Here is a 25054-nt window from a genome sequence, read left to right as displayed (position 1 = left end):
ACTTTTATTGAGTTGAGGTGGCCAAATGAAGCTACTTGTGCAAAAGTTCGGTGGAACGTCCGTCCGGGACCAGGAGAGTCGGTCCCGGGCCATCCACCATGTGAAAAACGGCTTGAAAGAAGGATTTAAAGTCGTTGTTACCGTTTCAGCTATGGGGAGAAAAGGAAGTCCATATGCCACAGATACACTGCTCGGGTTAATTGACTTCCCTAAAACAAATGTTTCGCCAAGAGAGCAGGATTTGATGATGTCATGCGGAGAGACGATTTCTTCGATTGTTTTTGCTCATGAGTTGAATCAGGCTGGTGTAAACGCCGTCTCGTTAACAGGAGCCCAAGCAGGAATTATGACAAATGGGGATTTTACAAAAGCTAAAATTACTCAAGTAAACCCTGGCAGGATCTTAGAAGAACTGAAGAAACATGAAGTCGTTGTCGTTGCAGGATTCCAAGGTCAAACCATTCACGGAGAAGTCACAACGATTGGCCGTGGAGGCAGTGATACTACGGCTGCTGCTTTAGGAGCGGCACTGCATTCAGATTTTATCGATATTTTCACAGATGTAGAAGGCATCATGACCGCCGATCCAAGACTGGTTCAAGAAGCGAGACCTCTGAACACCATTACCTACAATGAGATATGCAACTTGGCCTACCAAGGAGCAAAAGTCATCCATCCAAGGGCTGTAGAAATTGCTATGTATGCGAAGGTCCCCATCCGTGTACGCTCCACATACTCTGACCTTCCCGGGACGCTTGTGACGGGAACAAAAGAAGATCGAACAGGAAGAGACATATCAGAACGCACCGTAACTGGGATCGCTCATATGGATGGCCTCACGCAAATCAAAGTTCAATCGAAAGAAGACCCTTCCAAACTACAATCCGATGTATTCAAATCCATGGCTTCCGCCAATATTTCCGTAGACTTCATCAATATATCTCCTAGCGGTGTCCTTTACACCATTAACCACATCTTTACTGACAAAGCCATCCAAATTCTTGAAGAACTCGGTTATGAACCAGAAGTGAGAGAAGGCTGTGCAAAAGTTTCCACAGTCGGGGCTGGTATTACAGGCATTCCCGGGGTAACAGCACAAATCGTTCAAACATTGACTGATCGGGGAATTCAGATTCTCCAATCCGCTGATTCTCATACGACGATCTGGGTACTGGTGAAAGAAGATGATCTTATAGAAGCGGTCAACGCTCTCCATAAAACTTTCCGATTGAGCAAAGCACCTAAGAAAGGGGAAAAACTGACATGAATTTCGGAAAGGTTTTGACAGCCATGGTGACACCGTTCGATCGGCATGGTGAGATTGATTTCAATAAAACGACCGAGCTGGTGGAATATTTATTAAACAATGGATCTGACGGACTTGTCATTGCTGGAACGACGGGGGAATCTCCGACGTTGACAGCGGATGAAAAAGTAAGCTTATGGAGTCATGTCGTGAAAACAGTCGCTGGGCGTGTACCAGTCATCGCAGGAACAGGAAGCAACAGCACAGAATCCTCCATAAAATTATCCAAAAGAGCTGAAGCCACAGGTGTAGATGCCATCATGCTGGTCGCCCCATACTACAATAAACCGAATCAAGACGGTCTCTATCAACATTTCAAAACCATTGCAGGATCCGTGAAACTCCCTGTGATGATTTATAATGTTCCGGGAAGATCGGTTGTACGAATCCAACCAGAAACCATCATGGAACTTTCCAAGATCGAAAACATTGTATCTTTAAAAGAAGCGACCGGAGATCTAGAAGGAATGGCCAAAATTCGTGCATTCACTGATGAACACTTTTCCATTTACAGTGGAGATGATCATTTGACCCTTCCAGCCTACGCTGTCGGTGCAAACGGCATTATATCGGTTTCCTCGCATGTCATAGGAAATCAGATGCAAGCGATGCTCTCTCTCTTTGAAGAAGGTAAATGGAGAGAAGCAGGAGATCTCCATAGAAAGTTGTTACCAGTGTTCAATGGAATGTTCAGCGCTCCTTCCCCAGCTCCTGTAAAAGCAGCTTTGAAAATCCAGGGTCTTGAAACCGGTGGTGTAAGACTCCCATTGGTTCCCTTAACAAAAAACGAAGAAGCAGCCGTTGCAAACTGCTTGCAGCAACTTACTTAAACCAGGGTGGGTCACCCTGGTTTTTGTATTGGCTTATTAAAGATAAGCTTCCTTTTATTGAAGACGCAGTTTCGAGATTTTTGTTGAGTGGATGGGGGCTACGGGGAATAGCTCGCTTTCCGCGGGAGCGCGGTGAGCCTCCTCGGACTGCGTCGAGGCCACTGAAAAAGTCCTTTTTTATAGAGATATGGAAACGTTTCGTCCGAATGGGAGAAATGTTTCCATATTTTTTGTACACTGAAGACAGAAGACACTACATAAAAGTGAGGGATTTATATTGCTTGAACGCCAGATGACGATGAACGTGAGTGGATATTCGAATTTATATGATTTGATTGTTCCTGAAGATCATTTCCTTCGTCAGGTTAATGGACTTATGGATTTCACTTTCATCTATGAGAATTTAAAAGATAAATACTGTCATGATAACGGACGCAATGCCGTTCATCCGATTCGCATGTTCAAATATTTGTTCCTCAAAACGACCTATCAGTTATCTGACAAAGATCTGGTGGCCCGTGCCCGTGTTGATATGTCATTTAAATACTTCCTTGAACTCGCTCCTGAGGATGACGTCATTGACTCCAGCACATTGGCTCACTTCAGAAAACAGCGGGTGAATGATGACGACTTCCTGGATTTTCTTATAGATAAAACAGTCCAGGTTGCCTATGAAAATAAGGTTCTTCAGTCCTCCACACTTATCGTGGATTCTACTCATACGAAGTCCAAATATAATCATGTGACCCCGCAGGAAGTATTACGTTCCCGTTCCAAGAACCTGCGCAAAGCTGTCTATGCCCATGATGAATCCATGAAAAAGAAAATGCCATCCAAGCCCAAAGAGGATACGGTAGAGGCAGAAATCGAATACACCCAAAAGGTGATGGAGGTCGTTGAAAGTCAATCATCATTAAGTTCTTATCCAAAAGTCCAAGAGTCTCTCAATTTATTGAAAGAAACCGTTGAAGATGATCTCGAACACCTTCAATTATCCCAAGATCCAGATGCCAAAGTTGGTCACAAATCGGCCGACTCCTCATTTTTTGGGTATAAGACACACCTAGGCATGAGTGAAGAAAGAATTATCACAGCCGCAACGACAACAACCGGTGAAAAGAGTGATGGGAAATACCTTCAATCTCTAATTGAAAAGAGTAAAAAATCAGGGATGGACGTGGACACAGTCATCGGGGATGCCGCTTATTCAGAGAAGAAGAATTTGATCTATGCGAACGACCATGAGGTTACTTTAATTTCTAGACTGAACTCTTCCATTACGCACGGAACACGGAAGAAAGACCAAACGTTCGAATTCAATAAGGATGCCGGGATGTATGTTTGTCCAGCTGGCCATATGGCGACCCACAAACGAAAAGACAGCCGAAAAGCGAGCGGAAATAAAAGTGAACGTATTCGGTATTTCTTTGACATCGATCAATGTAAAACCTGCCCTTTAAGAGAAGGGTGTTACCAGGACGGCGCGAAGAGCAAAACCTATACAGTTACGATTCAATCCCACCAACACCAGGAACAGGCCGAATTTCAAGAAACGGAGGCATTTAAAGAACAGGCCAGACAGAGGTACAAAATTGAAGCGAAGAATAGTGAATTGAAGCACCGGCACGGGTATGACATTGCGTCATCTTCGGGCCTCAAAGGCATGGAATTACAAGCCGCAATGGCGATATTCACCGTCAATATAAAGAGAATATTGAAACTGATGGAGAAATAAGAGGGACAAGCTCCTCTCTCCTTTTGAAAAAACAGCGATTTTCGGAAACGAACCCTCCGAAAATCGCTGTTTTTTCTTGAATCATAGAATACACTACAGTTTTTCAGTGGCCTCACTGCGTCCTGTGGGGTCTCACTATGCACTTTTTTCCCGCAGGAGTCTCGCCATTCCCCTCCGCCCCTTTACCATATAACTATCTCGAAACCACTTTCGGAATAAGCTGCTTTTATACAAATGGTAATTGGAGGATAATGAACTCCGAAATGCGCTATTCTGCATGCGCAAAGCATGTTATAGAGCACTTTATGCTTATAACACAGGATAGTTGAAGGCACACTCCCATAGTGAAGGTGTTCGTTTCTCTTCTCCATCGAATGGGGTGGTTGGGAAGCTGCGAGACTCCCGTGGGAGAAGGAGATAGGCGAGATCCCTTTAGTGCGGCAGCCCGCCCGAGGAAGCCCGGCGCTCCCCCACAGGAAAGCGAGTAGCTTCCCGACCACCCCTGACACTCAGCGCGTAGAACGAACCCAGAAACATCTCGAAACTGAGCATATACTTTAAAACAAATTTAATGAGGGAATTGTGAAGAATGTAAACATGAGCGTCATGTTTTAGTATGTTTCACATGGTTTGAGTCATACTACGGGAAAAGAGCGAAAGGAGATCGATCCATGAAAGACGATTCCAAAGAAAAAGATCAATCCAAATCGCAATCCTCTCTCGTTGACAAAATTCAGCAGCTGGGACAAAGCAGTGTACCTCAGCCGGCTGATTCCAATATCCATGTGCTGCCAATCATCGGGCAGGTGGAAGGGCATGTTCAGTTGCCATCACAAAATAAGACAACGAAGTATGAGCATTTGATCCCTCAATTGATTGCGATTGAACAGAACCCTAAAATTGAAGGCTTGGTCGTTCTATTAAATACAGTTGGAGGAGATGTGGAAGCTGGTCTTGCCATCTCTGAAATGATTTCTTCCCTATCCAAACCAACCGTATCCATCGTGTTAGGAGGGGGACATTCCATCGGCGTTCCGATCGCTGTCTCTGCAGACTATTCGTTTATCGTCGAAACCGCGACGATGACGATTCACCCGATCCGAATGACCGGTCTTGTCATCGGTGTCCCTCAAACGTTTGAGTACATGGATAAAATGCAGGACCGTGTCATCAGCTTTGTAACGAGGCATTCCAATGTTGCAGAAGAAAAATTCAAGGAGCTCATGTTTGATAAGGGGAATTTGACTCGTGATATTGGTACAAATGTGGTCGGTCAGCAGGCGGTGGATCATGGTCTTATTGATGCTGTAGGCGGAGTAAAAGAAGCGATGTCTAAATTGAATGAACTTATTGAGCAGACAAAAGGTTCTGATCAGCAGGTGGTTCAATGACCATACTATACACTCCTTTAAGTGAACATGACATTTTTCCAATGGAAGAAGAAATGTCTGTCGTGTATCATGAGCATAACAATTGTCCGTTAATGTGTCGCAAATCAGAAGATGGTAAAAAACAGATCATGCAAGTCCTATCGACAGACCCATCCCATTACATGGATCCAGATCTTCAACCAGGACAATGGTTGGACTCGTAACATTGTAGATGGCTATGGTATAATAGAATAAATGAGTGACTGGATGCCGGTGCTGTATTTCTTCATGAATATTGAAGGAACCATCGGCATTTTTCTCGTTAAGTTTTACATATAGGGGAGGAAAGACCATGGCTAGGAAAAGAAAAAAGAAGAAAAAGCAATCGAATATGAAAAGCCATTTGAAATTTGAACTTTTAGGGCTGTTCTTCCTCTTCATTGCTGTCATTGGGAGCGGGGCTTCTGCTATTAGTGATGGAGCGGTTCCAGGAGGTTTGGAGAGGTTCTGGCAGTTCTTATTTGGTGTTTGGTACTTTATCGCCTCCCTGTTCTTTTTAATTGTTGGGGTGTATTTGATGGTAAAAAGAAAATGGCCTACTTTTTTACATAAACGTCTGTTGGGCGTGTACACCATAGTTACGGCTTTACTCTTGTTCACACACCTTGAAACACTTTCTGCTGAGCTCGGGACTGGCGAAGGTTCTATTTTTGCAATGACTTGGGACAGAATCACAGGAATGATGAGAGGAGAACTTCCGTTTTACAGCATTGGCGGAGGTTTAACGGGTGCCATCCTTCTTTCCATCAGCTATTACCTTTTTGCAAAAGCTGGAGCAGCTATTTTATCTTTTTTCCTATTTATTATCGGTGTCATCTTCGTCAGTGAGAAATCAATAGGTGAGCTCTTTGCTAAGCTTGGGCGTAAAGTGAAAGAGATGAGCACAGAGCAAGTGCAAAAGATGAAGGATCAGAAAGAGCAAAAAGCAGAGAAGAAAAAGCAGGCATTGGAAGAGCAGGAAGAAGATACAGTGGTTTATGAATTGAATGATACGTCTAATGATCAGGAAGAAGAGCAGGACCAAGAGCCGATCATACAAGACTTTACAGATACCGCTTATGCTGCTGGGAACACGAATAAGCCGGCAGAAGGTGGCACGGAAGAACAGCAGGATGTCGACGAGGTAAATATTGAAAAGTCGATGCCGACAGCTGAACTTGAAAATATGGATTACCAGTTACCGAGCCTGGAATTGTTGGATGAACCTACATCAACCCCGCAAAGTCAGGGGCGTTCTCACATTCAGGCAACCGTTAGGAAGCTTGAAAAGACTTTCCAAAGTTTTGGTGTGAAAGCGAAAGTGACTAAAGTCCATGTTGGTCCGTCGGTAACGAAGTATGAAGTGTACCCTGACGTAGGGGTGAAGGTCAGCAAAATCGTAAACTTGAATGATGATCTTGCCTTAGCCTTAGCGGCAAAAGATATCCGGATTGAAGCCCCGATACCAGGCAAATCAGCGGTCGGAATCGAAGTACCAAACCAAGAAGTCTCTATGGTTTCTTTACGTGAAGTATTAGAAACGGGCAAATCAAAACCGGAAGCCAAGTTAAGCTTTGCCTTAGGAAGAGACATCTCAGGTGAGGCAGTCATGTCAGAATTGAATAAAATGCCTCACTTGCTTGTCGCAGGTGCTACCGGAAGTGGTAAAAGTGTTTGTATTAACGGGATCATTACGAGTATTTTGATGAGAGCAAAGCCCCATGAAGTGAAAATGATGATGATCGATCCGAAAAAGGTTGAATTGAATGTCTATAATGGAATTCCACATCTTTTAGCTCCGGTTGTTACAGATCCTAAGAAAGCTTCACGTGCATTGAAGAAAGTAGTATCCGAAATGGAACGAAGATATGACCTCTTTTCAGATACAGGAACAAGAAATATCGAAAGCTACAATGAATATATTAAAAAACATAATCAGGAAAATGAAGACGAGCAGCCTCAGCTTCCTTACATCGTTGTCCTTGTAGATGAACTTGCAGACTTAATGATGGTTGCTTCAAACGAAGTGGAAGATGCCATTACCCGTCTTGCGCAAATGGCCCGCGCAGCCGGCATCCACTTAATTATCGCCACCCAGCGTCCTTCTGTGGATGTCATTACAGGTGTGATCAAGGCAAACATTCCTTCAAGAATTGCTTTCAGTGTATCTTCTCAGACCGATTCGAGAACGATCTTGGACTCTGGAGGAGCAGAAAAGCTCCTTGGAAGAGGGGACATGCTGTTTACGCCAGTCGGATCCAACAAGCCGACAAGGGTGCAAGGCGCTTTCTTATCCGATGAGGAAGTGGAAAGGATTGTCAACTTCTGTGTGGAGCAGCAAAAAGCGCAGTACCAAGAAGAGATGATTCCTGAAGAGGAAAGCGAAGTGAAGCAGGAAGTGGATGATGACCTTTATCCTGAAGCAGTCCAAATGGTCATCGAAATGCAAAGTGCCAGTGTTTCTATGATTCAAAGACGTTTTCGCGTAGGGTATACGAGAGCAGCCCGCTTGATCGATGCCATGGAAGACAATGGCATCGTCGGGCCTTATGAAGGTAGTAAACCACGTGCTGTCCTTGTTTCACAGCAAGCTGAAGAACAACATACTTCATAAATCCAAAAAGGATCCAACCTAACCAGGTGGATCCTTTTTTCTGATTGGGCATGATTAAGCTTTCATATTTACTTATTAAACAAAATGGCAGGATTGTGGAAGACTTGATTTCGAGAATTTTTGTGGGAGTTGACGGGCTCCGGGAAAAGGTTCGCTTTCCGTGGGCGAGTGATGAGCCTCCTCGAGCTAACGCTCTGCGGGGTCTCATCTACCACGCACTTCCCGCAGGAGGCTCACCGTTTCCCTCCGCCCCTTTACCATATGAGGTTCTCGAAATCGCTCTTAAAGTACCCTGCCTAGTTCTGTTGTAAAATCCTCCTTAACCCGCGTCGATATTGGGTTCTTAACCATAAATGCTCCTATTACTGGAAGGTAGTTTCGAGAATCTCTTCCGGCAAGTGGGCGGAGGGGAATGGCGAGACTCCTGCGGGAAAAAAGTGCTTGGTGAGACCCCACAGGACACAGTCCGAGGAGGCTCACCGCGCTCCCGCGGAAAGCGAGCTATTCCCCGCAGCCCCATCCACTTCATCAAAAGTCTCGAAACTGAGTCTTCCGCAAACGGGAGCTTTTCTGAAATAAATTTAGAAATTTTGCATGGATGGAGTGCTTATCGAAATCTATCAAACGTTTCCATGGAAATGAGTCAAAATTCATAAAAATGTCCTAATTCTATTTATTTATTTATCGAATAGTGTTATATTATTGTCAAAATGTGATGTGTCGAACGTCAGAGGTCAGATCTCTAGACAGATAGTTCAATAGACTTGGGGTGAAAGTGATGTCCATCAGACAAGATACTCGACATCTTTATTTACAGGTGATCGAGCAGATTAAACGCGATATTGAAAACGGTATCTTTTTAGAAAAGCAAAAACTACCATCCGAATTCCAGCTTTCCAAATCCCTTGGGGTTTCAAGAGCGACGCTGAGGGAAGCGTTGAGAATTTTAGAAGAAGAAGGTGTGGTTACCCGAAGGCATGGGGTGGGTACTTTTGTTAATCCAAAACCCTTGTTCACATCAGGGATCGAGGAATTAGACAGTGTCACAGGGATGATTGCGAAATCAGGAATGACCCCTGGGTCTCAGTATCTATCTGCGGAGCTTATCGAACCTACAGAAGAAGATCGAAAACGATTCTCTCCACTGGAGGTACATAGCATTGCAAAGGTCGAACGTGTACGAACAGCCGACGACCAGCCAGTGGTTTATTGTACAGATAAAATCCCAGAAGGCTTACTCCCGATCGATCAGATTAGAGAAGCGGATTCTTTATTTAATGTTTTAGAACGATATACAGGGAAAACGATTGGCTATGCAGTAACTCATATTGAACCGATCGGATTTCATGAAAGAATTTCTCCGATTTTGAATTGTGAACCTGACCAAGCTCTCTTACTTTTGAGACAAATGCATTACTCCCAGGATGATGTTCCGATGCTGCTTTCCTCCAATTACTTCCGGGCTGACAAGTTCAGCTTCCATGTCTTAAGAAAAAGAGTGTAAGGGCTTACAAAAATGTGTCAGATTCATTTTAGGGAGGTGAGGCTGGTTATAGATACTTGAAATCTGCTGGATTTTGATTAACGTCATACTAAAAAATTAGGGGGTAATTTTTTTGTTTAAAAGTCGTTTTCTTATGGTTCTAGTATTTTTATTAACTTTTGGTGTGTTTTTAGCTGCTTGTGGTTCTTCTGGAGGAGAGGAAGAAACGAGTGGAAGCAGCAGTGATGATTCTGGCAGTGAGGAATCTTCCGGAGAAGAAAACAGCGATTTCTCTGTAGCTATGGTTACCGATGTGGGCGGGGTTGATGATAAGTCATTCAACCAATCCGCATGGGAAGGCTTACAGGCTTTTGGTGAAGAAAATGGCATGAGCAAAGGTGAGGGAATCGATTACGCTCAATCTGAGAGTGATGCTGATTACGCAACAAACCTGAACCGTCTTGTACGTCAGGACTATAATTTGATTTATGGGATCGGGTACCTTCTTCAACCGGCCATCGCAGAAGTTGCTGAGCAATATCCGGATACGAACTTCGCCCTTGTTGACGCCGTTCAAGAAGGAGATAACGTAGTAAGCATCATGTTTAAAGAGCACCAAGGTTCTTTCCTTGCAGGTGTAGCTGCTGCAAACAAGACGAACACGGATAAAATCGGTTTCATCGGTGGTGTTGATGGAAGCTTGATCAACAAGTTCGAAGCAGGATTCGTCGCTGGTGTTAAATCTGTGAACCCTGAAATCGAAGTAGAAGTAGAGTATGCAGAAAGCTTCAACGATTCTCAAAAGGGACAAGCGATTGCATCCAACATGTATTCCAAAGATATCGATGTCATTTACCATGCTTCTGGTGGTACAGGTAACGGTGTATTTGCTCAGGCGAAAGACATCAAGAACAGTAATCCTGATGAAGAGGTATGGGTCATTGGTGTCGACCGTGACCAACACGAAGAAGGTCAGATCGGTGACTCCAACGTCACACTTACTTCCATGGTTAAACGTGTAGACATAGCTGTTCAAGAAGTAGCAAACCAAGCGATGGACGGAGAGTTTCCTGGTGGGGAAGTCCTTGAGTTTGGACTTGCTGATGATGCGATCAGCATTGCTCGCACAAACGAGGAAGCGATGACAGAAGAAATCGTTTCTGCTGTTGAAGAGTGGAAAGAGAAAATCGTCAACGGCGAAGTGGAAGTGCCAAGCACACGTGAAGATTTACAAACATTCTTAGATTCCATGTAACAACTGTCAGAAAGGGCTGGTGAGAGCCGGCCTTTTCTTCTGTAAAAGAAAATCATCAAATGAAAAGATTGTTCCGGCCCTTTTCCTTTGGTGATTTTTTAAGGTGAACGGGGGAGGGGAGAGAGACGAATGGACTATGTAATTGAAATGTTGAACATTAGAAAAGAATTCCCGGGTATTGTAGCGAATGACAATATTAATTTGCAAGTGAAAAAAGGTGAAATCCATGCTCTTCTTGGGGAAAATGGAGCGGGTAAATCTACACTGATGAACGTCCTGTTCGGCCTCTATCAGCCGGAAAGAGGAGAAATCAGAGTTCGTGGAGAGAAAGTCAACATCACAGATCCCAACGTAGCGAACGCACAAGGAATCGGGATGGTTCACCAGCACTTTATGCTCGTGGACACGTTTACAGTCACTGAAAATATTGTTCTAGGTAGCGAACCGAAGAAAGCAGGAACGGTGAACTTAAAACATGCGGAAGAACAAGTGAGAGAACTTTCGGAGAGATACGGTCTAAATGTCGATCCAAAAGCGAAGATCCGTGATATATCCGTAGGGATGCAACAGCGTGTCGAGATATTGAAAACGCTTTATAGAGGAGCGGAAATTTTAATTTTTGACGAACCTACAGCGGTTCTTACTCCTCAGGAAATCAAAGAGTTGATTGATATTATGCATAGCCTTGTGAAAGAAGGGAAATCAATCATCCTGATCACCCATAAGTTGAAGGAAATTATGGAGGTCTGTGATCGGTGCACCGTTATACGAAAAGGGCAGGGAATCGGGACGGTTAATGTCTCTGAAACCAACCCAACAGAGCTTGCTTCTTTGATGGTAGGTCGTGATGTCAGCTTTTCGACTGAGAAAACTAAGGCAGATCCAAAAGAAGCTTACCTTTCTATCAAGGATTTACGCGTGAAAGATGTCCGCGGTGTAGAAATGGTCAAAGGATTAAACTTGGAAGTCCGTGCAGGAGAGATTGTCGGAATTGCTGGGGTTGATGGCAATGGCCAATCCGAATTGATTGAAGCGATTACAGGCTTAAGAAGAAGTGAATCCGGTACCATCCGCCTACATGATAAGGAAATTACAAATTTAACACCTCGTAAAGTAACGCAATCAGGAGTTTCTCATATCCCGCAGGATCGTCATAAATTCGGTCTTGTACTCGATTTTCCCATTGGTGAAAATATGGTACTGCAAAGTTATCACCAGAAACCTTATTCGAAAAAGGGCGTCATGAATTTTAAGAACATTTATCAAAAAGCAAAAGATTTGATTGCCGAGTATGATGTCCGCACGCCGGATGTATATACGCTGGCAAGAGCGCTTTCAGGCGGGAACCAGCAAAAAGCGATCATCGGTCGTGAAGTGGACAGGTCCCCGGACTTGATTATTGCAGCACAACCCACACGTGGCCTGGATGTAGGAGCTATTGAATTCATCCATAAAAAATTAATTGAAGAGAGAGACAAAGGTCGCGCCGTTCTTCTTCTATCATTTGAACTAGATGAAATCATGAACTTGAGTGATCGGATTGCCGTCATGTTTGATGGACAGATCATTGCTGATGTCCAGCCAGAAGAAACGAATGAGCAGAAGCTCGGGTTGCTCATGGCTGGTAATTCAACAGAGAAAGCAGGTGAGCAATAATGTTTTCGAATCGCCTATTCAATATATTGGTACCGATTATTTCTGTTTTGCTCGGCCTGATTTCTGGTGCCATCATCATGCTGATCTTCGGTTATAATCCGATTGCAGGTTTTGCTGCACTATGGAATGGAGCCTTTGGAGATGCTTACTTTTTCGGAGAGACGATCAGGCAAGTGACGCCTTACATCCTCTCAGGGCTTGCGGTCGCATTTGCTTTAAGATCAGGTCTGTTGAACATTGGTGTTGAAGGTCAGGTGTTCATGGGATGGATCGCTTCGGTCTGGATTGGGATTTCTTTCGACCTTCCAATGATTGTCCACTTGCCGCTGGCGATTTTGGCTGCAGCTGTTGCTGGAGCTTTCTGGGGCTTTATCCCCGGTCTTCTAAAAGCGAAACTGGGTGTTCATGAAGTTATTGTCACCATCATGATGAACTACATTGCTTTGTATTTGAGTAACTCCATCGTTCGTAATCTATTGAGTGACGGGGCTGACAGAACAGAGAAAGTAGCAGAAACAGCATCGTTACAATCCAACTGGCTTGCAGAAATGACATTTTACTCGAGGATCCACTATGGTTTTATTGTCGCCATCCTTATGGCGTTTGTCATGTGGTTCATTATCAACCGGACAACGACCGGGTTTGAGTTAAGATCTGTAGGTTTCAACCAGCATGCATCAAAATATGCAGGTATGAACGTAAGTAAAAATATTGTGCTTGCTATGGTCATTTCCGGTGCATTCGCAGGACTTGCCGGGGCTATGGAAGGACTCGGTACGTTCGGCTTCATGTCCATTAAAGCAGGTTTTACAAACATCGGTTTCGACGGGATCGCTGTCGCCTTACTTGGTGCGAATACAGCATTTGGTGTTATTCTCGCCGCCTTCCTCTTCGGCGTCCTGAAAATCGGCGCATTGAATATGCCGACAGCTGCAGGTGTCCCGACAGAGCTTGTAGAAATCATTATTGCTTTAATCATATTCTTCGTAGCTTCAAGCTACATGATCCGCTGGGTCATTCTTTGGTTTAAAAAGGAGGGGAAATAAATGGAGATTATTGAACTGATCAGCCGTATTCTCGGTGCATCTGTCGTATTCGCAACCCCTCTTATTTTTACCGCTTTAGGGGGAGTGTTCAGTGAACGATCCGGGGTCATCAACATTGGTCTCGAAGGCTTAATGATTATGGGAGCTTTCGTAGCGATCGTTTCCAACTTGACTTTCCATAGTGTTTTCGGCGCAGCGACTCCTGTCGTATCCCTAATCATTGCGATGATCGTATCCGCTATTTTTGCACTTGTCCACGCCGTTGCCTCGATTACTTTCCGGGCGGATCAAGTCGTGAGTGGGGTGGCTATAAACTTCCTGGCTTTAGGAATTGGGTTATTCCTTACCAAGCAATGGTATGACAAAGGACAGACGGATTTCATTGAAAGTCCGATCTATTCTTCAAATGTTCCTCTACTTAATAAAATCCCTATTCTAGGGGACATGTTTTTCACCGGGTGGTACTGGACTTCTTACTTAGCTATTGCCATGGCATTCCTTGTTTGGTTCATTATTTTTAAAACACCATTTGGACTTCGTCTTCGCTCTGTAGGTGAACATCCTATGGCTGCAGATACAAACGGAATCAATGTCTACAAAATGAGATACATCGGAGTTATGCTTTCTGGTGCCTTCGGTGGTCTTGGTGGCGCTGTGTACGCCTTGACAGTAACCCATAACTTTTCTCATGGTACAATCGTGGGGCAAGGGTTTATTGCGCTGGCTGCGGTCATCTTCGGGAAATGGCACCCGCTTGGAGCGCTCGGCGCAGCTATTTTCTTCGGATTTGCTCAGAGTTTAAGTATTGTTTCATCAGATATTGCCCTTTTGGAAAATGTCCCTTCTGTCTTTATGCTCATCGCTCCTTATGTACTGACGATCCTTGCTCTGGCAGGGTTTATCGGAAGAGCGGAAGCACCAAAGTCATTGGGAGAAGCTTATGTAAAAGGAAATCGATAAAGGCTTTCAAGTCCGGTACGCAAGTGCCGGACTTAATTTTTTTACTTTTTCACACATATACCTTAGCATAAGACTTAGTTAGAATGGATGAATATGGACATGTAGGTCTATAATAGAAGAGACTGACAAGGAGGATGAATATGAAAATAACTGAAGAAACGCTACTCGAAAAAGAAGGGTATCGTCTACATATTTTACCAAGCAAAAAATACAAAACCATTACAATTGTTGCAAAATTCAAAGCCCCTTTGAAAAGAGAAGGAATCACTGAACGTGCGCTTTTACCACATGTCCTGCAAAAAGCGACGAACAATCACCCGAATGTGCGATCACTACAATCTGCGTTTGAAAACCTTTACGGAACCGCTCTTTCAAGCGACGGCTCTAAAAAGGGGGAGAACCATGTCATCAGCTTCCGTATGGAAGTCGTCAATGAAGCGTACTTGAATGATCAGGAACCGATTCTCGAGGAAGCGGTCCAGTTGTTTAATGAAGTCTTGTTTGATCCGAAGACGGAAGGGGAAGGATTTGATTCCTCAATCGTCGATCGTGAAAAACAGACCCTTGAGCAAAAAATCACCAGCATCAAAGATGACAAAATGAGTTATGCCAATATGAGGCTCATGGATCATATGTGCAAAGACGAACCATACGCTTTGCATGTGCATGGATACTTAGAAGACCTCGAAACGATTACATCTGAAAAGCTCTACGCTTATTATAAAGAAATGATCGCAAAAGACATGCTTGATGTGTATGTAATTGGTGATATGGATCAAAAAGCGATTGAAAAGCTTACAGATCAGTATTTCTCTAGAAAAGGAAGTACTAATGCCGATGACGACCAAGTATCTGTCACGAAAGAAGTTAAGGAAGCAAGGGAAGTTATCGAAAGGGAAGAAGTGAACCAAGGCAAACTTCACCTTGGCTACAGGACTTATACGAAGTTCGGTGACGATGATTACTATGCCTTGCAGATCTTCAACGGCATATTCGGAGGGTTCCCAAGTTCCAAGCTGTTTATGAACGTACGTGAGAAACACAGCTTAGCTTATTATGCTGCTTCAAGGTTTGAGAGTCATAAAGGCCTTCTGCTTGTTTTCAGTGGCGTAGATCCTAAAGATTTTGATCAAGCGAAATCGATCATATTGGAGCAGATGGACGCAATGAAGAATGGGGATTTCACAGAGGATCAAGTTGAAGAGACGAAAGAACAGGTCATTCATCAACTTCAAGAAACGATGGACAATGCGAACGGGATGATCGAAGTTCTTTATCATCAAATGTTATCAGGTGCTGAAATGCCTGCGAATGAGTTAATCGATAATATCCGAAAAGTTACGAAAGAACAAGTCGTCCAAATGGCCAAAAAGATTGAATTGGACACGATTTACTTTTTGACGAGTAAAGAAGGAGGGGAATCTTAATGGAAGAACTGGTTTATACTCAGCTGAACGAAACGGTTTATCAGGAAACATTGGATAATGGGTTGAAAGTGTTTTTACTTTCAAAGCCTGAAATGGCCAAGACATTTGGTATCTTTACAACGAATTATGGATCGATTGATCAAACGTTCACACCGATCGGGAAAAGTGAGAAAGTGACGGTACCAGAAGGGATTGCACACTTTCTTGAACACAAACTGTTTGAAAAAGAAGATCGTGATGTGTTCCAGGATTTCACGAGACTCGGCGCATCAGCGAATGCCTTTACATCCTTTACGAAAACGGCTTATCTATTTTCTGCAACTAGTCAAATTGATAAAAATGTACAGACACTGCTTGATTTCGTACAGGACCCTTATTTCTCAGAGGAGTCTGTGGAAAAAGAAAAGGGAATCATCGCTCAGGAAATCCGCATGTACGATGATCAGCCTGATTGGCGTTCCTTTTTTGGAACGATCCAAAGTTTATACCACGACCATCCTGTGAAGGTGGACATCGCTGGGACCGTAGACAGCATACAGAAAATCACGAAAGATGACCTCTACACCTGTTACGAGACGTTTTATCACCCTTCGAACATGGTCTTATTCGTTGCTGGAAATATCGAACCTGAGTCCATGATGACAATGATCAGGGACAATCAAGTGAAGAAAGAATTTCCTGATGCGCCGGAAATCAACCGTTCCTATCCTGAAGAACCAGCTTCTGCTGCTAAAAAAGAACATTCAATCACGATGCCTGTGACAACAGCGAAAGCGATGGTCGGGGTCAAGGAAAACGTCGATGGCTTAACAGGCGAAGAATTGGTTCGTGGAGAACTTCTATCAGGGATGATTCTTGATTATTATTTCTCAAGAAGCGGCGTTTTCTATGAGGAGCTTTACAAAAACGATCTCATCGATGACAGCTTCCAATTTGAAACGGAACTCGATCGTCAGTTTGGGTTCACTATTCTTGGCGGAGACTCTAGAAAGCCTGATGAAATGGCATCTCGTATTAAGGAGATGTTGCATGAGTTAAAAGAGCAACGTATATCTGATGAAGACTTCACAAGGATGAAGAGGAAGAAAATCGGTCAATTTATGAGAGCGATGAACTCCTTGGAGTTTATCGCCAATCAATTCACCCATTACCACACGCTCGGTACAGACTTATTTGAAGTGCTGCCAATCATTGAATCCTTGACCGCGGATGATGCGGAAGAATACTTGCAACACTGGTTGAAAGAAGACGCGATCACCGTCTTCCAAGTCAAACCACAAGCCAATGCATAAAAAGTGCTTGATCATTGGGGCCAGCGGAGGAATTGGTCAGGCAATCGTTCAACGTGTTGTCGATCAAGGGTTTTCCGTTGGCCTGCATTACAATCAAAGTGAGCAAATCATTCAAGAAATGAGTAAAAAGATCCCTGATTCTCAATGGGCTGGAGTATATCAAGCTGATCTTTCCACGTTGGATGGCATCCATTCATTTTTAGGTCAAATCAATGAAGAATGGGATGCTGTGATCTTTGCTGGCGGGCATATGTATAGCGGTTTATTCCAGGATATGAAAGAGAATGAGGTAGACGAACTGTATTTGGTTCACGTCAAATCTTTGTGGATGATCACCCAGAAGGTGCTTCCCTATATGATCCGAAAGAAAAGAGGCAATATTCTTGTTATCAGTTCTATTTTCGGACTTGAAGGTGCGAGTATGGAGGTTGTGTACAGCTCTGTGAAAGGCGCACAAAACAGCTTTGTCAAAGGGCTTGCGAAAGAAGTCGCTCCAAGTGGAATAAGAGTCAACTGTATTGCCCCAGGCTTAATTGCGACAAAGATGAACGCCCATCTGGTTCAGGAAGAACTGGACTTCCTTGAGGACGATATTCCTCTTGGACGGTCTGGGACGCCTGAGGAAGTCGCACACATGGCCGACTTTTTGTTGAGTGACAAATCAAGCTATATAACGGGACAAGTGATCCAAGTCGATGGTGGTTGGTCTTAATTCTGTTGCATAAAATCGGCCTTTCCTTCTCATACTAAGCATGAAAAAATTCAGAGGAGGTTACATCATGTCTGTTCTCGATAATTTCGATTCTTGGAAAGATTTCTTGGGTGATCGCTTACATCAGGCGAAAGGTCAAGGTATGCAAGAACAAGCGGTTTCTGAGCTTGCTTATGAAATTGGTGGTTATTTAGCAAACTCTGTTGATGCGAAGAACGAGCAGGAAGCTGTCTTGCGTGATCTTTGGAATGTAGCAGATGAAAAAGAACAACACGCCATTGCCAATATGATGGTGAAGATGGTTCAAAACGAAGGAACACAATCTTAACCTCGTCATCAATCCGCACAGACGTCTGTGCGGATTTTTTTCTGATAAAACCAAGCTTTTTCAATTTTTGTATGTTTATGTAGGATCGAACCTTTCCTATTTAGATAAAATCCTTTATGATAGATAGAGAGTGAAAAATTCCATAAATCACTCGACTTTGACAAATAACGACAATTTTTCAGAGGAGTTGTATTATGGAAAAAAAAGAATGGTACTTAGAATATGAAATCCAATATAACCGCCCAGGATTGCTTGGGGACATCTCCTCACTGCTCGGGATGATGGCGATTAACATCGTCACCATCAATGGTGTGGAAAATTCACACCGTGGAATGCTGCTTTTATGTAAAGATGAAGAACAAATCACTCGGTTGAGATCGATTTTAAATACAATGGATACAATAAAAGTGACTAAACTGCGCCGTCCTAAATTAAGAGATCGTTTGGCAGTAAGGCATGGACGATATATACATAGTGATGTGGATGATCGTAAAACTTTCCGTTTCAATCGGGAGGACTTGGGATTACTAGTTGATTTTATGGCTGAGCTCTTCATGAAGGATGGGCATAAATTGATTGGGATTCGCGGGATGCCACGAGTAGGAAAAACAGAGTCTGTCGTAGCAGCGAGTGTATGTGCAAACAAGAGATGGCTATTTGTATCCAGTACACTTTTAAAGCAGACGGTACGAAACCAGCTGATCGATGAAGAATATAATGAAGACAATCTTTACATCATAGATGGGATTGTGTCTGCTAAACGAGCGAATGAAAAGCACTGGCAGCTTGTACGTGAAATCATGAGACTTCCTGCTACGAAAGTTATTGAACACCCAGACATTTTCGTTCAGGAAACGGAATATACAATGGATGACTTTGATTATATTATTGAACTTCGGAATAACGAAGATGAAGAAATTACTTATGAACCTGTGGAAAAACAAGAAATGTCAATGAATGAAGGTTTTTCCATGTTCGATTTTTAGAAATTGGATGGTGTTAACATGGAGATTGGAGAAAGACTGAGGGAAGCCCGGGAATCAAAGGGGCTTTCTTTAGAATCGTTGCAAGAGACAACAAAAATACAAAAACGCTATCTTCAGGCGATTGAAAAGAATGAGTTTCAAGTGCTGCCTGGAAAATTCTACACCCGAGCGTTTATCAGGGAATATGCCTCTGCTGTCGGATTAGACCCTGAAGTAGTCATGGAAGAACATAAAGGGGAGCTTCCGACTTTTGATGAGGAAAGTACGGTACAATACAGCCGTGTCCAGAGGACAAAGAAGGAAGCGACACAGAAAAGCGGCCCATCTTCCCGGGTGCTGCCGACGATCTTAACCGTTGGATTGATCATTGGCTTAATATTTGTTATTTGGCTCGTATGGCAGAATATGAGCGGGGCAGAGGATGGCAGTACAGCAACAGACAATGGTTCCAACAATGAAATCAGTGTCCCTGAGGATTCTCAAAGTGAAACTTCCGAAGATCAGCAAGAAGCGGAAGGTAATGAAGATGGAAGTGAATCTGAAGAACCAGCTTCAGAAGAAGAACCAGATCCAGAGGAAGAAGAAACCCCTGCGGAGGATGAAGAAGAAGTAGCCATTCAACTGGTTCAGGAAGGGACAGGTTCTTTTCCAGAGCACACCTATGATGTCAGTGGAACAACTGAACGTTCCGTTACCATCGAGTTGACAGGGAGAGCCTACATGGAAGTGCAAGCTCCTAAGAGTGGTGAAGACCTTGTGACAGCGAAGGAATATACCGCGGAGGATTCGCCTATCTCCTTTGATTTAGGAGACAAAGCTGAATTGTATATTAAGACTGGGAATGCACCGGGGACAACCGTTACGATTGATGGGAAGAAAGTTCCTTATCCTAACCCAGAAGTATCCACACAAAAGTTATTGTTGCAATTCAACTAAGAAACTGAATATAATCATGACTAGGCTGCCAAAGCGTTTCATTGGAAGAGTGCAAAGCCACTCTTCGTGGACGGGCAGCCTTTCATGTATTGAAATGAATGTTAGGAGAGTGAGCTTATGAACTTACCAAATAAAATTACATTATCCAGAATTTTTCTTATTCCGATTTTCATCATCCTTATGAGTGTTCCATTTGATTGGGGGACTTTTCAAATGGAAGAACGCGAATTACCTGTCGCCCACTTAGCAGGTGCTTTACTGTTTATTATAGCCTCTACAACTGACTGGATCGACGGGTATATTGCAAGGAAATATAACCTTGTCACCAACTTAGGGAAGTTTCTCGATCCTTTGGCTGATAAGCTTTTAGTCAGTGCAGCCCTCATCTTACTAGTCGAGATCGGTCTTGCACCAGCATGGATCGTCATATTGATCATCAGCCGAGAATTCGCTGTGACGGGACTTCGATTAGTGGCCGCTGGAGAAGGAAGTGTCCTTGCTGCAAGCCAAATGGGGAAACTGAAGACATGGATCCAAATCATCGCCATTTCTCTTCTGCTCTTGCATAATTGGCCATTCGCTTTCATCGGTTTCCCTCTGGGAATGATTGCGCTATATTTGGCGTTATTGATTACCGTGTACTCTGGTTATGATTACTTCAAAAAAAATTGGCATGTAATGAGGGATTCTAAATGAGAGCAGAAATTATAGGTGTCGGTACGGAATTACTATTAGGTCAAATTGCGAATACAAATGCTCAGTGGATCTCAAGTCGGCTTGCTACCCTCGGACATTCGGTTTATCACCACACCGTTGTCGGAGATAACTTGAAAAGAGTGACAGATTCTTTTGCATTGGCCGAGTCGAGGGCTGATCTTGTTATTGTCACAGGTGGTCTCGGTCCTACAGAAGATGACTTGACACTGGATGCCGCTCAGCTCGTTTTTGATCAGGAATTGGTCGAACATGAAGATTCCATGGAAAAGATCAAGAGCTATTATCAAAGAAACCAAAAGTTTATGTCAGAGAACAACCGTAAACAGGCGCGTGTTTTTGAGAATGCCTCCGTTTTTCAAAATTTAGAAGGGATGGCGCCTGGTCAACTGGTAAAGCATGAGGATACCCTGTGGGTCTTCCTTCCAGGGGTCCCTAGAGAAATGAAGTATATTATGGATGAGTATATCATTCCGTATTTACAGAATAATTACCACATTGAATCCCAAATCGTTTCAGAAATGATGCGTTTCATCGGGATCGGTGAATCGGATTTGGAAACAAAACTGCAGTCTTTGATTAAATCTCAAACCAATCCAACCATTGCCCCGCTCGCTTCTGAAGGGGAAGTGGGTTTAAGGTTGACAGCCACAGGGGAATCCACAGAACAGGCGAAGGAAAAAATTCTCTCGCTCAAAACTGAAATCCTAACCCATGTCGGAAAGTATTATTACGGCAGTGATGCGATTACCATTGAAGAGAAAGTACGAGATCTTCTTAAAGAAAAGAGTCTCAAAATCGGCTCAGCAGAAAGCTTTACCGGTGGGAGGTTTCTTGAGCGTCTGATTGCACTGCCCGGTGCTTCATCCGTCTGTCAAGGCGGATATACCGTTTATACTCCTGAGATGAAAGAGAGAATTCTTCAAGTACCCAAATTTCTAATAAAGAAATACGGAACCATCAGCCATGAATGTGCGGAAATGATGGCTTTAAATGCACAAGCGAACTTAGACGTCGATGTTGTTGTCAGTTTCACAGGTGTGGCAGGTCCGGATGCCAGCGAAGGACATGAACCAGGTACCGTCTTTATCGGTCTTCAAATAGGGGAGAGAAAACCTGAAGTTCATAAATTTCATTTCGATGGAGGACGGGAACAGGTGAGAGTGAGAGCTGTGAAAAAGGCGTACGAAATGATTTTCCATAGATTAAAAAATTAATTTTCATTGCTGAAAAGGTGCAATTTTGATAATTTCACGTAGAGGAAATAAAAAAATTGCACCTTTTATTCTTTTAAAAAACGGGAACATTTATTCGCTTTTTAGTTGGCAAACGATCAAAAACAAGTTATGATAGGGATAGAAATATTGAAAGGCGGTATATAATGAGCGATCGTAAACAAGCATTAGATATGGCATTACGTCAAATAGAAAAGCAATTCGGAAAAGGCTCCATTATGAAGCTGGGGGAAAGCGCTGAGCAGAAAGTGAACACGGTTCCGAGTGGATCACTCGCTCTTGACGTGGCCCTTGGAGTCGGCGGCTACCCGCGTGGAAGAATTGTAGAAATTTATGGACCAGAATCTTCAGGTAAAACGACTGTTGCGCTTCACGCTATTGCAGAAGCTCAAAGAAAAGGCGGTCAGGCAGCTTTCATCGATGCAGAGCATGCCCTTGATCCTGTCTATGCAAGAGCATTGGGTGTAGACATTGAAGAACTTCTACTATCTCAACCGGATACAGGAGAGCAGGCTTTAGAAATCGCGGAGGCTCTTGTCCGTAGTGGGGCCGTTGATATGGTTGTCATCGACTCTGTAGCAGCACTTGTACCGAAAGCTGAGATTGAAGGGGAAATGGGTGATGCACACGTTGGTTTGCAAGCCCGTTTAATGTCCCAGGCGCTTCGTAAGCTTTCTGGAGCCATAAATAAATCGAAAACGACGGCCATCTTCATTAACCAGATTCGTGAAAAAGTAGGAGTTATGTTCGGTAACCCTGAAACAACCCCTGGTGGCCGTGCGCTGAAATTCTATTCTTCTGTTCGTTTGGAAGTACGTCGTGCGGAGACTTTGAAACAAGGAAACGAAATGGTCGGAAATAAAACCCGCTTGAAAGTAGTCAAAAACAAAGTGGCCCCTCCTTTCAGACAGGCGGAAGTAGATATTATGTACGGAGAAGGAATTTCTCGAGAAGGGGAACTGCTTGATATCGGAACAGACCTCGATCTCATCCAGAAGAGTGGTTCCTGGTATTCATATAAGGATGATAGACTTGGCCAGGGCCGTGAGAATGCGAAACAATTCCTGAAAGAAAATGTAGAGGTCTACGAAGAAGTGAAAAAATTGATTCGAGACCATTATGGCATGGAAGCAGATCCAGAAACTGCAGATGCCGATAATAAAGAAAGTCAGGAAACGTTGGACGTTTAATCGTTTTAGTATAAAAATCGAGGATGAAACAATTGTTTCATCCTCGATTTTTTAATATGTTTGATTTTTCGAAGTCAATATCAAGAACTATTTTTAGGGTTATTCAGGGCTTTTTTAAAAGCGCTCCGGTCTCGAAATGTAAAATTAATAGACTGACATTTTTAAATATTTGAATATGTTAGCAGATACATAGGGCGTTTCCTTGACATTCCGTATAGTCAAGCATAAAATGAATGTGTATCATTTTCATCTTTATACCCTTATCTTAAACAAATGAAACTGAAAATGAAACGTTTGTAATTGCCGACAAACGGACCAAGTTCATAGCAAGAGGAGGTGAAATTATGGATATAATATCCTCGCTCATCTTCATTTTGCTTGCCCTTATCATCGGTTCTGTTGTTGGTTATCTTATTCGGAAATCGATTGCGGAAGCGAAAATTTCCAGTGCTGAGGACCTTGCGAAACAGATTGTGGAAGAAGGTCATCGCAATGCTGAATCAGCCAAGAAGGAAGCTCTTCTTGAAGCAAAAGAAGAGAACCAGAAATTTCGCCAGGAAGCGGAGAACGAGATCCGCGAGCGCCGCATGGAACTGCAGAAAACTGAAAATCGTTTAACTCAGAAAGAAGAGAATCTTGATCGTAAGAGTGGAACGCTTGACCAACGTGATCTTTCACTCGAAAAGAAAGAAGGGACTCTTGCCGAGAGACAACAACAAATTGAAGAAATGGAAAGCAAAGTGAAAGCTATGCTTCAAGAACAACAAACAGAGCTTGAACGCATTTCAAGCTTAACATCAGACCAGGCGAAGCAGATGATTTTAGAACGCGTCGAACAAGAGGTATCGCATGAGTCAGCCCTTATGATCAAAGAAGCGGAAAACCGCGCGAAGGAAGAAGCGGATAAGAAAGCGAAAAGCATTCTTTCTCTTGCCCTTCAGCGTTGTGCAGCCGATCATGTGGCTGAAACGACCGTTTCTGTTGTCAACCTTCCTAATGACGAAATGAAAGGCCGCATCATCGGACGTGAAGGCCGGAACATTCGTACATTAGAGACACTGACAGGCATTGACTTAATCATTGACGATACTCCTGAGGCTGTCATCCTTTCAGGCTTTGATCCAATTCGACGAGAAACAGCAAGAATGGCCCTTGAGAAGTTAGTGCAGGATGGACGAATTCACCCAGCTCGTATTGAAGAGATGGTGGACAAGTCCAGACGAGAAGTTGATGATTACATCAGAGAAGTTGGTGAACAGACGACTTTTGAAGTAGGTGTTCATGGTCTCCACCCAGATCTGATTAAGATTTTAGGACGTCTGAAGTACCGTACTAGTTACGGGCAAAACGTCTTGAAACACTCAATGGAAGTCGCATACCTTTCCGGTTTGTTAGCTGCTGAACTTGGAGAAGATGAAACCCTGGCCCGTCGTGCAGGACTGCTTCATGATATTGGTAAAGCCATTGACCATGAAGTAGAAGGAAGCCACGTGGAAATCGGTAAAGAACTGGCTATGAAGTACAAAGAGAATGAAACGGTCATCAATGCTGTGGCATCGCACCATGGTGATGAAGAGCCGACTTCAATCATTTCTGTACTTGTTGCTGCTGCCGATGCTCTATCTGCGGCACGTCCTGGAGCCAGAAGTGAAACCTTAGAGAATTACATCAAACGTCTTGAAAAGCTGGAAGAGATTTCAGAGTCTTATGATGGCGTAGAGAAGTCATTCGCGATTCAAGCTGGACGCGAAGTTCGTATCATGGTTCGTCCTGATGAAATTGATGATCTTGAAGCAACAAGATTAGCACGAGATATTCGAAATCGCATCGAGGGAGAACTCGATTATCCAGGTCATATTAAAGTTACCGTTATTCGTGAAACACGTTCTGTGGAGTATGCGAAATAAAATGAATGAAGCGGCCTTCTTGGTCGCTTCATT

Annotated in this window: 21 protein-coding genes; all 21 read left to right on the top strand. The window is 43.5% G+C overall.

The features are described from left to right. Nucleotides 1-25 precede the first annotated feature (25 nt). Complete coding sequence (gene dapG / locus BLS23_RS09760; RefSeq protein ID WP_089652363.1) at nt 26-1267, top strand: aspartate kinase; 1242 nt, start codon at nt 26-28, stop codon at nt 1265-1267. Beyond that, nucleotides 1264-2136 carry a 4-hydroxy-tetrahydrodipicolinate synthase gene (gene dapA, locus BLS23_RS09755; RefSeq protein ID WP_089652362.1) on the top strand — a complete coding sequence of 291 codons (873 nt, stop codon included), beginning with the start codon at nt 1264-1266 and terminating at the stop codon, nt 2134-2136. Before dapG ends, dapA begins: the two co-directional genes overlap by 4 nt. Nucleotides 2137-2413: 277 nt before the next feature. Then, nucleotides 2414-3871: an IS1182 family transposase gene (locus BLS23_RS09750; protein ID WP_143015251.1), complete on the top strand. Its 1458-nt coding sequence runs from the start codon at nt 2414-2416 to the stop codon at nt 3869-3871. 671 nt (nt 3872-4542) lie between these two features. After that, complete coding sequence (locus BLS23_RS09745) at nt 4543-5262, top strand: ClpP family protease (RefSeq protein WP_089652361.1); 720 nt, start codon at nt 4543-4545, stop codon at nt 5260-5262. Beyond that, a complete protein-coding gene (locus tag BLS23_RS09740) occupies nt 5259-5465 on the top strand; it encodes a YlzJ-like family protein (RefSeq protein WP_089652360.1) in 207 nt (68 codons plus the stop codon). The genes BLS23_RS09745 and BLS23_RS09740 overlap by 4 nt, the downstream gene beginning before the upstream one ends. Nucleotides 5466-5593: 128 nt before the next feature. Further along, nucleotides 5594-7894 (top strand): DNA translocase FtsK, encoded by a 2301-nt coding sequence (locus BLS23_RS09735; protein ID WP_089652359.1) that lies wholly within the window; start codon nt 5594-5596, stop codon nt 7892-7894. Between the two features lie 778 nt (nt 7895-8672). Continuing rightward, on the top strand, nt 8673-9398 hold the full coding sequence (locus tag BLS23_RS09725; protein ID WP_089652357.1) for a GntR family transcriptional regulator: 726 nt from the start codon (nt 8673-8675) through the stop codon (nt 9396-9398). A gap of 112 nt (nt 9399-9510) precedes the next feature. Then, nucleotides 9511-10632, top strand: coding sequence for a BMP family lipoprotein (locus BLS23_RS09720; protein WP_279615125.1), 1122 nt, complete (start codon nt 9511-9513; stop codon nt 10630-10632). A 129-nt stretch (nt 10633-10761) separates the two neighbouring features. Beyond that, nucleotides 10762-12288, top strand: coding sequence for an ABC transporter ATP-binding protein (locus BLS23_RS09715; RefSeq protein WP_089652356.1), 1527 nt, complete (start codon nt 10762-10764; stop codon nt 12286-12288). Beyond that, nucleotides 12288-13334 (top strand): ABC transporter permease, encoded by a 1047-nt coding sequence (locus tag BLS23_RS09710; protein WP_089652355.1) that lies wholly within the window; start codon nt 12288-12290, stop codon nt 13332-13334. Before BLS23_RS09715 ends, BLS23_RS09710 begins: the two co-directional genes overlap by 1 nt. Next, nucleotides 13335-14294 carry an ABC transporter permease gene (locus tag BLS23_RS09705; protein ID WP_181898510.1) on the top strand — a complete coding sequence of 320 codons (960 nt, stop codon included), beginning with the start codon at nt 13335-13337 and terminating at the stop codon, nt 14292-14294. It begins immediately after the preceding gene. A 140-nt stretch (nt 14295-14434) separates the two neighbouring features. Next, nucleotides 14435-15721 (top strand): EF-P 5-aminopentanol modification-associated protein YfmF, encoded by a 1287-nt coding sequence (yfmF, locus tag BLS23_RS09700; RefSeq protein ID WP_089652354.1) that lies wholly within the window; start codon nt 14435-14437, stop codon nt 15719-15721. Continuing rightward, entirely contained in the window at nt 15721-17013 is a 1293-nt protein-coding gene (gene yfmH / locus BLS23_RS09695) for an EF-P 5-aminopentanol modification-associated protein YfmH (protein ID WP_089652353.1), read from the top strand. The genes yfmF and yfmH overlap by 1 nt, the downstream gene beginning before the upstream one ends. Beyond that, nucleotides 17006-17725 (top strand): elongation factor P 5-aminopentanone reductase, encoded by a 720-nt coding sequence (gene ymfI, locus BLS23_RS09690; protein ID WP_089652352.1) that lies wholly within the window; start codon nt 17006-17008, stop codon nt 17723-17725. The genes yfmH and ymfI overlap by 8 nt, the downstream gene beginning before the upstream one ends. Nucleotides 17726-17792: 67 nt before the next feature. Further along, nucleotides 17793-18053: a DUF3243 domain-containing protein gene (locus BLS23_RS09685; protein WP_075037603.1), complete on the top strand. Its 261-nt coding sequence runs from the start codon at nt 17793-17795 to the stop codon at nt 18051-18053. A 194-nt stretch (nt 18054-18247) separates the two neighbouring features. Further along, nucleotides 18248-19039 (top strand): DUF3388 domain-containing protein, encoded by a 792-nt coding sequence (locus BLS23_RS09680; RefSeq protein ID WP_089652351.1) that lies wholly within the window; start codon nt 18248-18250, stop codon nt 19037-19039. Between the two features lie 18 nt (nt 19040-19057). Then, on the top strand, nt 19058-19975 hold the full coding sequence (locus BLS23_RS09675; protein ID WP_089652350.1) for a helix-turn-helix domain-containing protein: 918 nt from the start codon (nt 19058-19060) through the stop codon (nt 19973-19975). Nucleotides 19976-20092: 117 nt separating this feature from the next. Continuing rightward, the gene (gene pgsA / locus BLS23_RS09670) at nt 20093-20671 is read left to right on the top strand and encodes a CDP-diacylglycerol--glycerol-3-phosphate 3-phosphatidyltransferase (protein WP_089652349.1); all 579 of its coding nucleotides are present in this window, start codon (nt 20093-20095) and stop codon (nt 20669-20671) included. After that, on the top strand, nt 20668-21906 hold the full coding sequence (locus tag BLS23_RS09665) for a competence/damage-inducible protein A (RefSeq protein ID WP_089652348.1): 1239 nt from the start codon (nt 20668-20670) through the stop codon (nt 21904-21906). Before pgsA ends, BLS23_RS09665 begins: the two co-directional genes overlap by 4 nt. Nucleotides 21907-22070: 164 nt before the next feature. Further along, nucleotides 22071-23114, top strand: coding sequence for a recombinase RecA (gene recA, locus BLS23_RS09660; RefSeq protein WP_089652347.1), 1044 nt, complete (start codon nt 22071-22073; stop codon nt 23112-23114). Between the two features lie 344 nt (nt 23115-23458). After that, a complete protein-coding gene (gene rny / locus BLS23_RS09655; RefSeq protein WP_089652346.1) occupies nt 23459-25021 on the top strand; it encodes a ribonuclease Y in 1563 nt (520 codons plus the stop codon). Nucleotides 25022-25054 lie beyond the last annotated feature (33 nt).

Origin of the sequence: Halobacillus aidingensis (assembly GCF_900104185.1) — a bacterium.
Taxonomy (GTDB): Bacteria; Bacillota; Bacilli; order Bacillales; family Halobacillaceae; genus Halobacillus; species Halobacillus aidingensis.
The sequence above is the reverse complement of the archived record's forward strand: the minus strand, read 5'-3'. Positions and strand labels throughout refer to the sequence as shown.

Coding starts and splice junctions, on each gene's coding strand:
- dapG (WP_089652363.1), top strand. CDS start 26: ATGAAGCTACTTGTGCAAAAGTTCGGTGGAACGTCCGTCCGGGACCAG.
- dapA (WP_089652362.1), top strand. CDS start 1,264: ATGAATTTCGGAAAGGTTTTGACAGCCATGGTGACACCGTTCGATCGG.
- BLS23_RS09745 (WP_089652361.1), top strand. CDS start 4,543: ATGAAAGACGATTCCAAAGAAAAAGATCAATCCAAATCGCAATCCTCT.
- BLS23_RS09740 (WP_089652360.1), top strand. CDS start 5,259: ATGACCATACTATACACTCCTTTAAGTGAACATGACATTTTTCCAATG.
- BLS23_RS09735 (WP_089652359.1), top strand. CDS start 5,594: ATGGCTAGGAAAAGAAAAAAGAAGAAAAAGCAATCGAATATGAAAAGC.
- BLS23_RS09725 (WP_089652357.1), top strand. CDS start 8,673: ATGTCCATCAGACAAGATACTCGACATCTTTATTTACAGGTGATCGAG.
- BLS23_RS09715 (WP_089652356.1), top strand. CDS start 10,762: ATGGACTATGTAATTGAAATGTTGAACATTAGAAAAGAATTCCCGGGT.
- BLS23_RS09710 (WP_089652355.1), top strand. CDS start 12,288: ATGTTTTCGAATCGCCTATTCAATATATTGGTACCGATTATTTCTGTT.
- BLS23_RS09705 (WP_181898510.1), top strand. CDS start 13,335: ATGGAGATTATTGAACTGATCAGCCGTATTCTCGGTGCATCTGTCGTA.
- yfmF (WP_089652354.1), top strand. CDS start 14,435: ATGAAAATAACTGAAGAAACGCTACTCGAAAAAGAAGGGTATCGTCTA.
- yfmH (WP_089652353.1), top strand. CDS start 15,721: ATGGAAGAACTGGTTTATACTCAGCTGAACGAAACGGTTTATCAGGAA.
- ymfI (WP_089652352.1), top strand. CDS start 17,006: ATGCATAAAAAGTGCTTGATCATTGGGGCCAGCGGAGGAATTGGTCAG.
- BLS23_RS09685 (WP_075037603.1), top strand. CDS start 17,793: ATGTCTGTTCTCGATAATTTCGATTCTTGGAAAGATTTCTTGGGTGAT.
- BLS23_RS09680 (WP_089652351.1), top strand. CDS start 18,248: ATGGAAAAAAAAGAATGGTACTTAGAATATGAAATCCAATATAACCGC.
- BLS23_RS09675 (WP_089652350.1), top strand. CDS start 19,058: ATGGAGATTGGAGAAAGACTGAGGGAAGCCCGGGAATCAAAGGGGCTT.
- pgsA (WP_089652349.1), top strand. CDS start 20,093: ATGAACTTACCAAATAAAATTACATTATCCAGAATTTTTCTTATTCCG.
- BLS23_RS09665 (WP_089652348.1), top strand. CDS start 20,668: ATGAGAGCAGAAATTATAGGTGTCGGTACGGAATTACTATTAGGTCAA.
- recA (WP_089652347.1), top strand. CDS start 22,071: ATGAGCGATCGTAAACAAGCATTAGATATGGCATTACGTCAAATAGAA.
- rny (WP_089652346.1), top strand. CDS start 23,459: ATGGATATAATATCCTCGCTCATCTTCATTTTGCTTGCCCTTATCATC.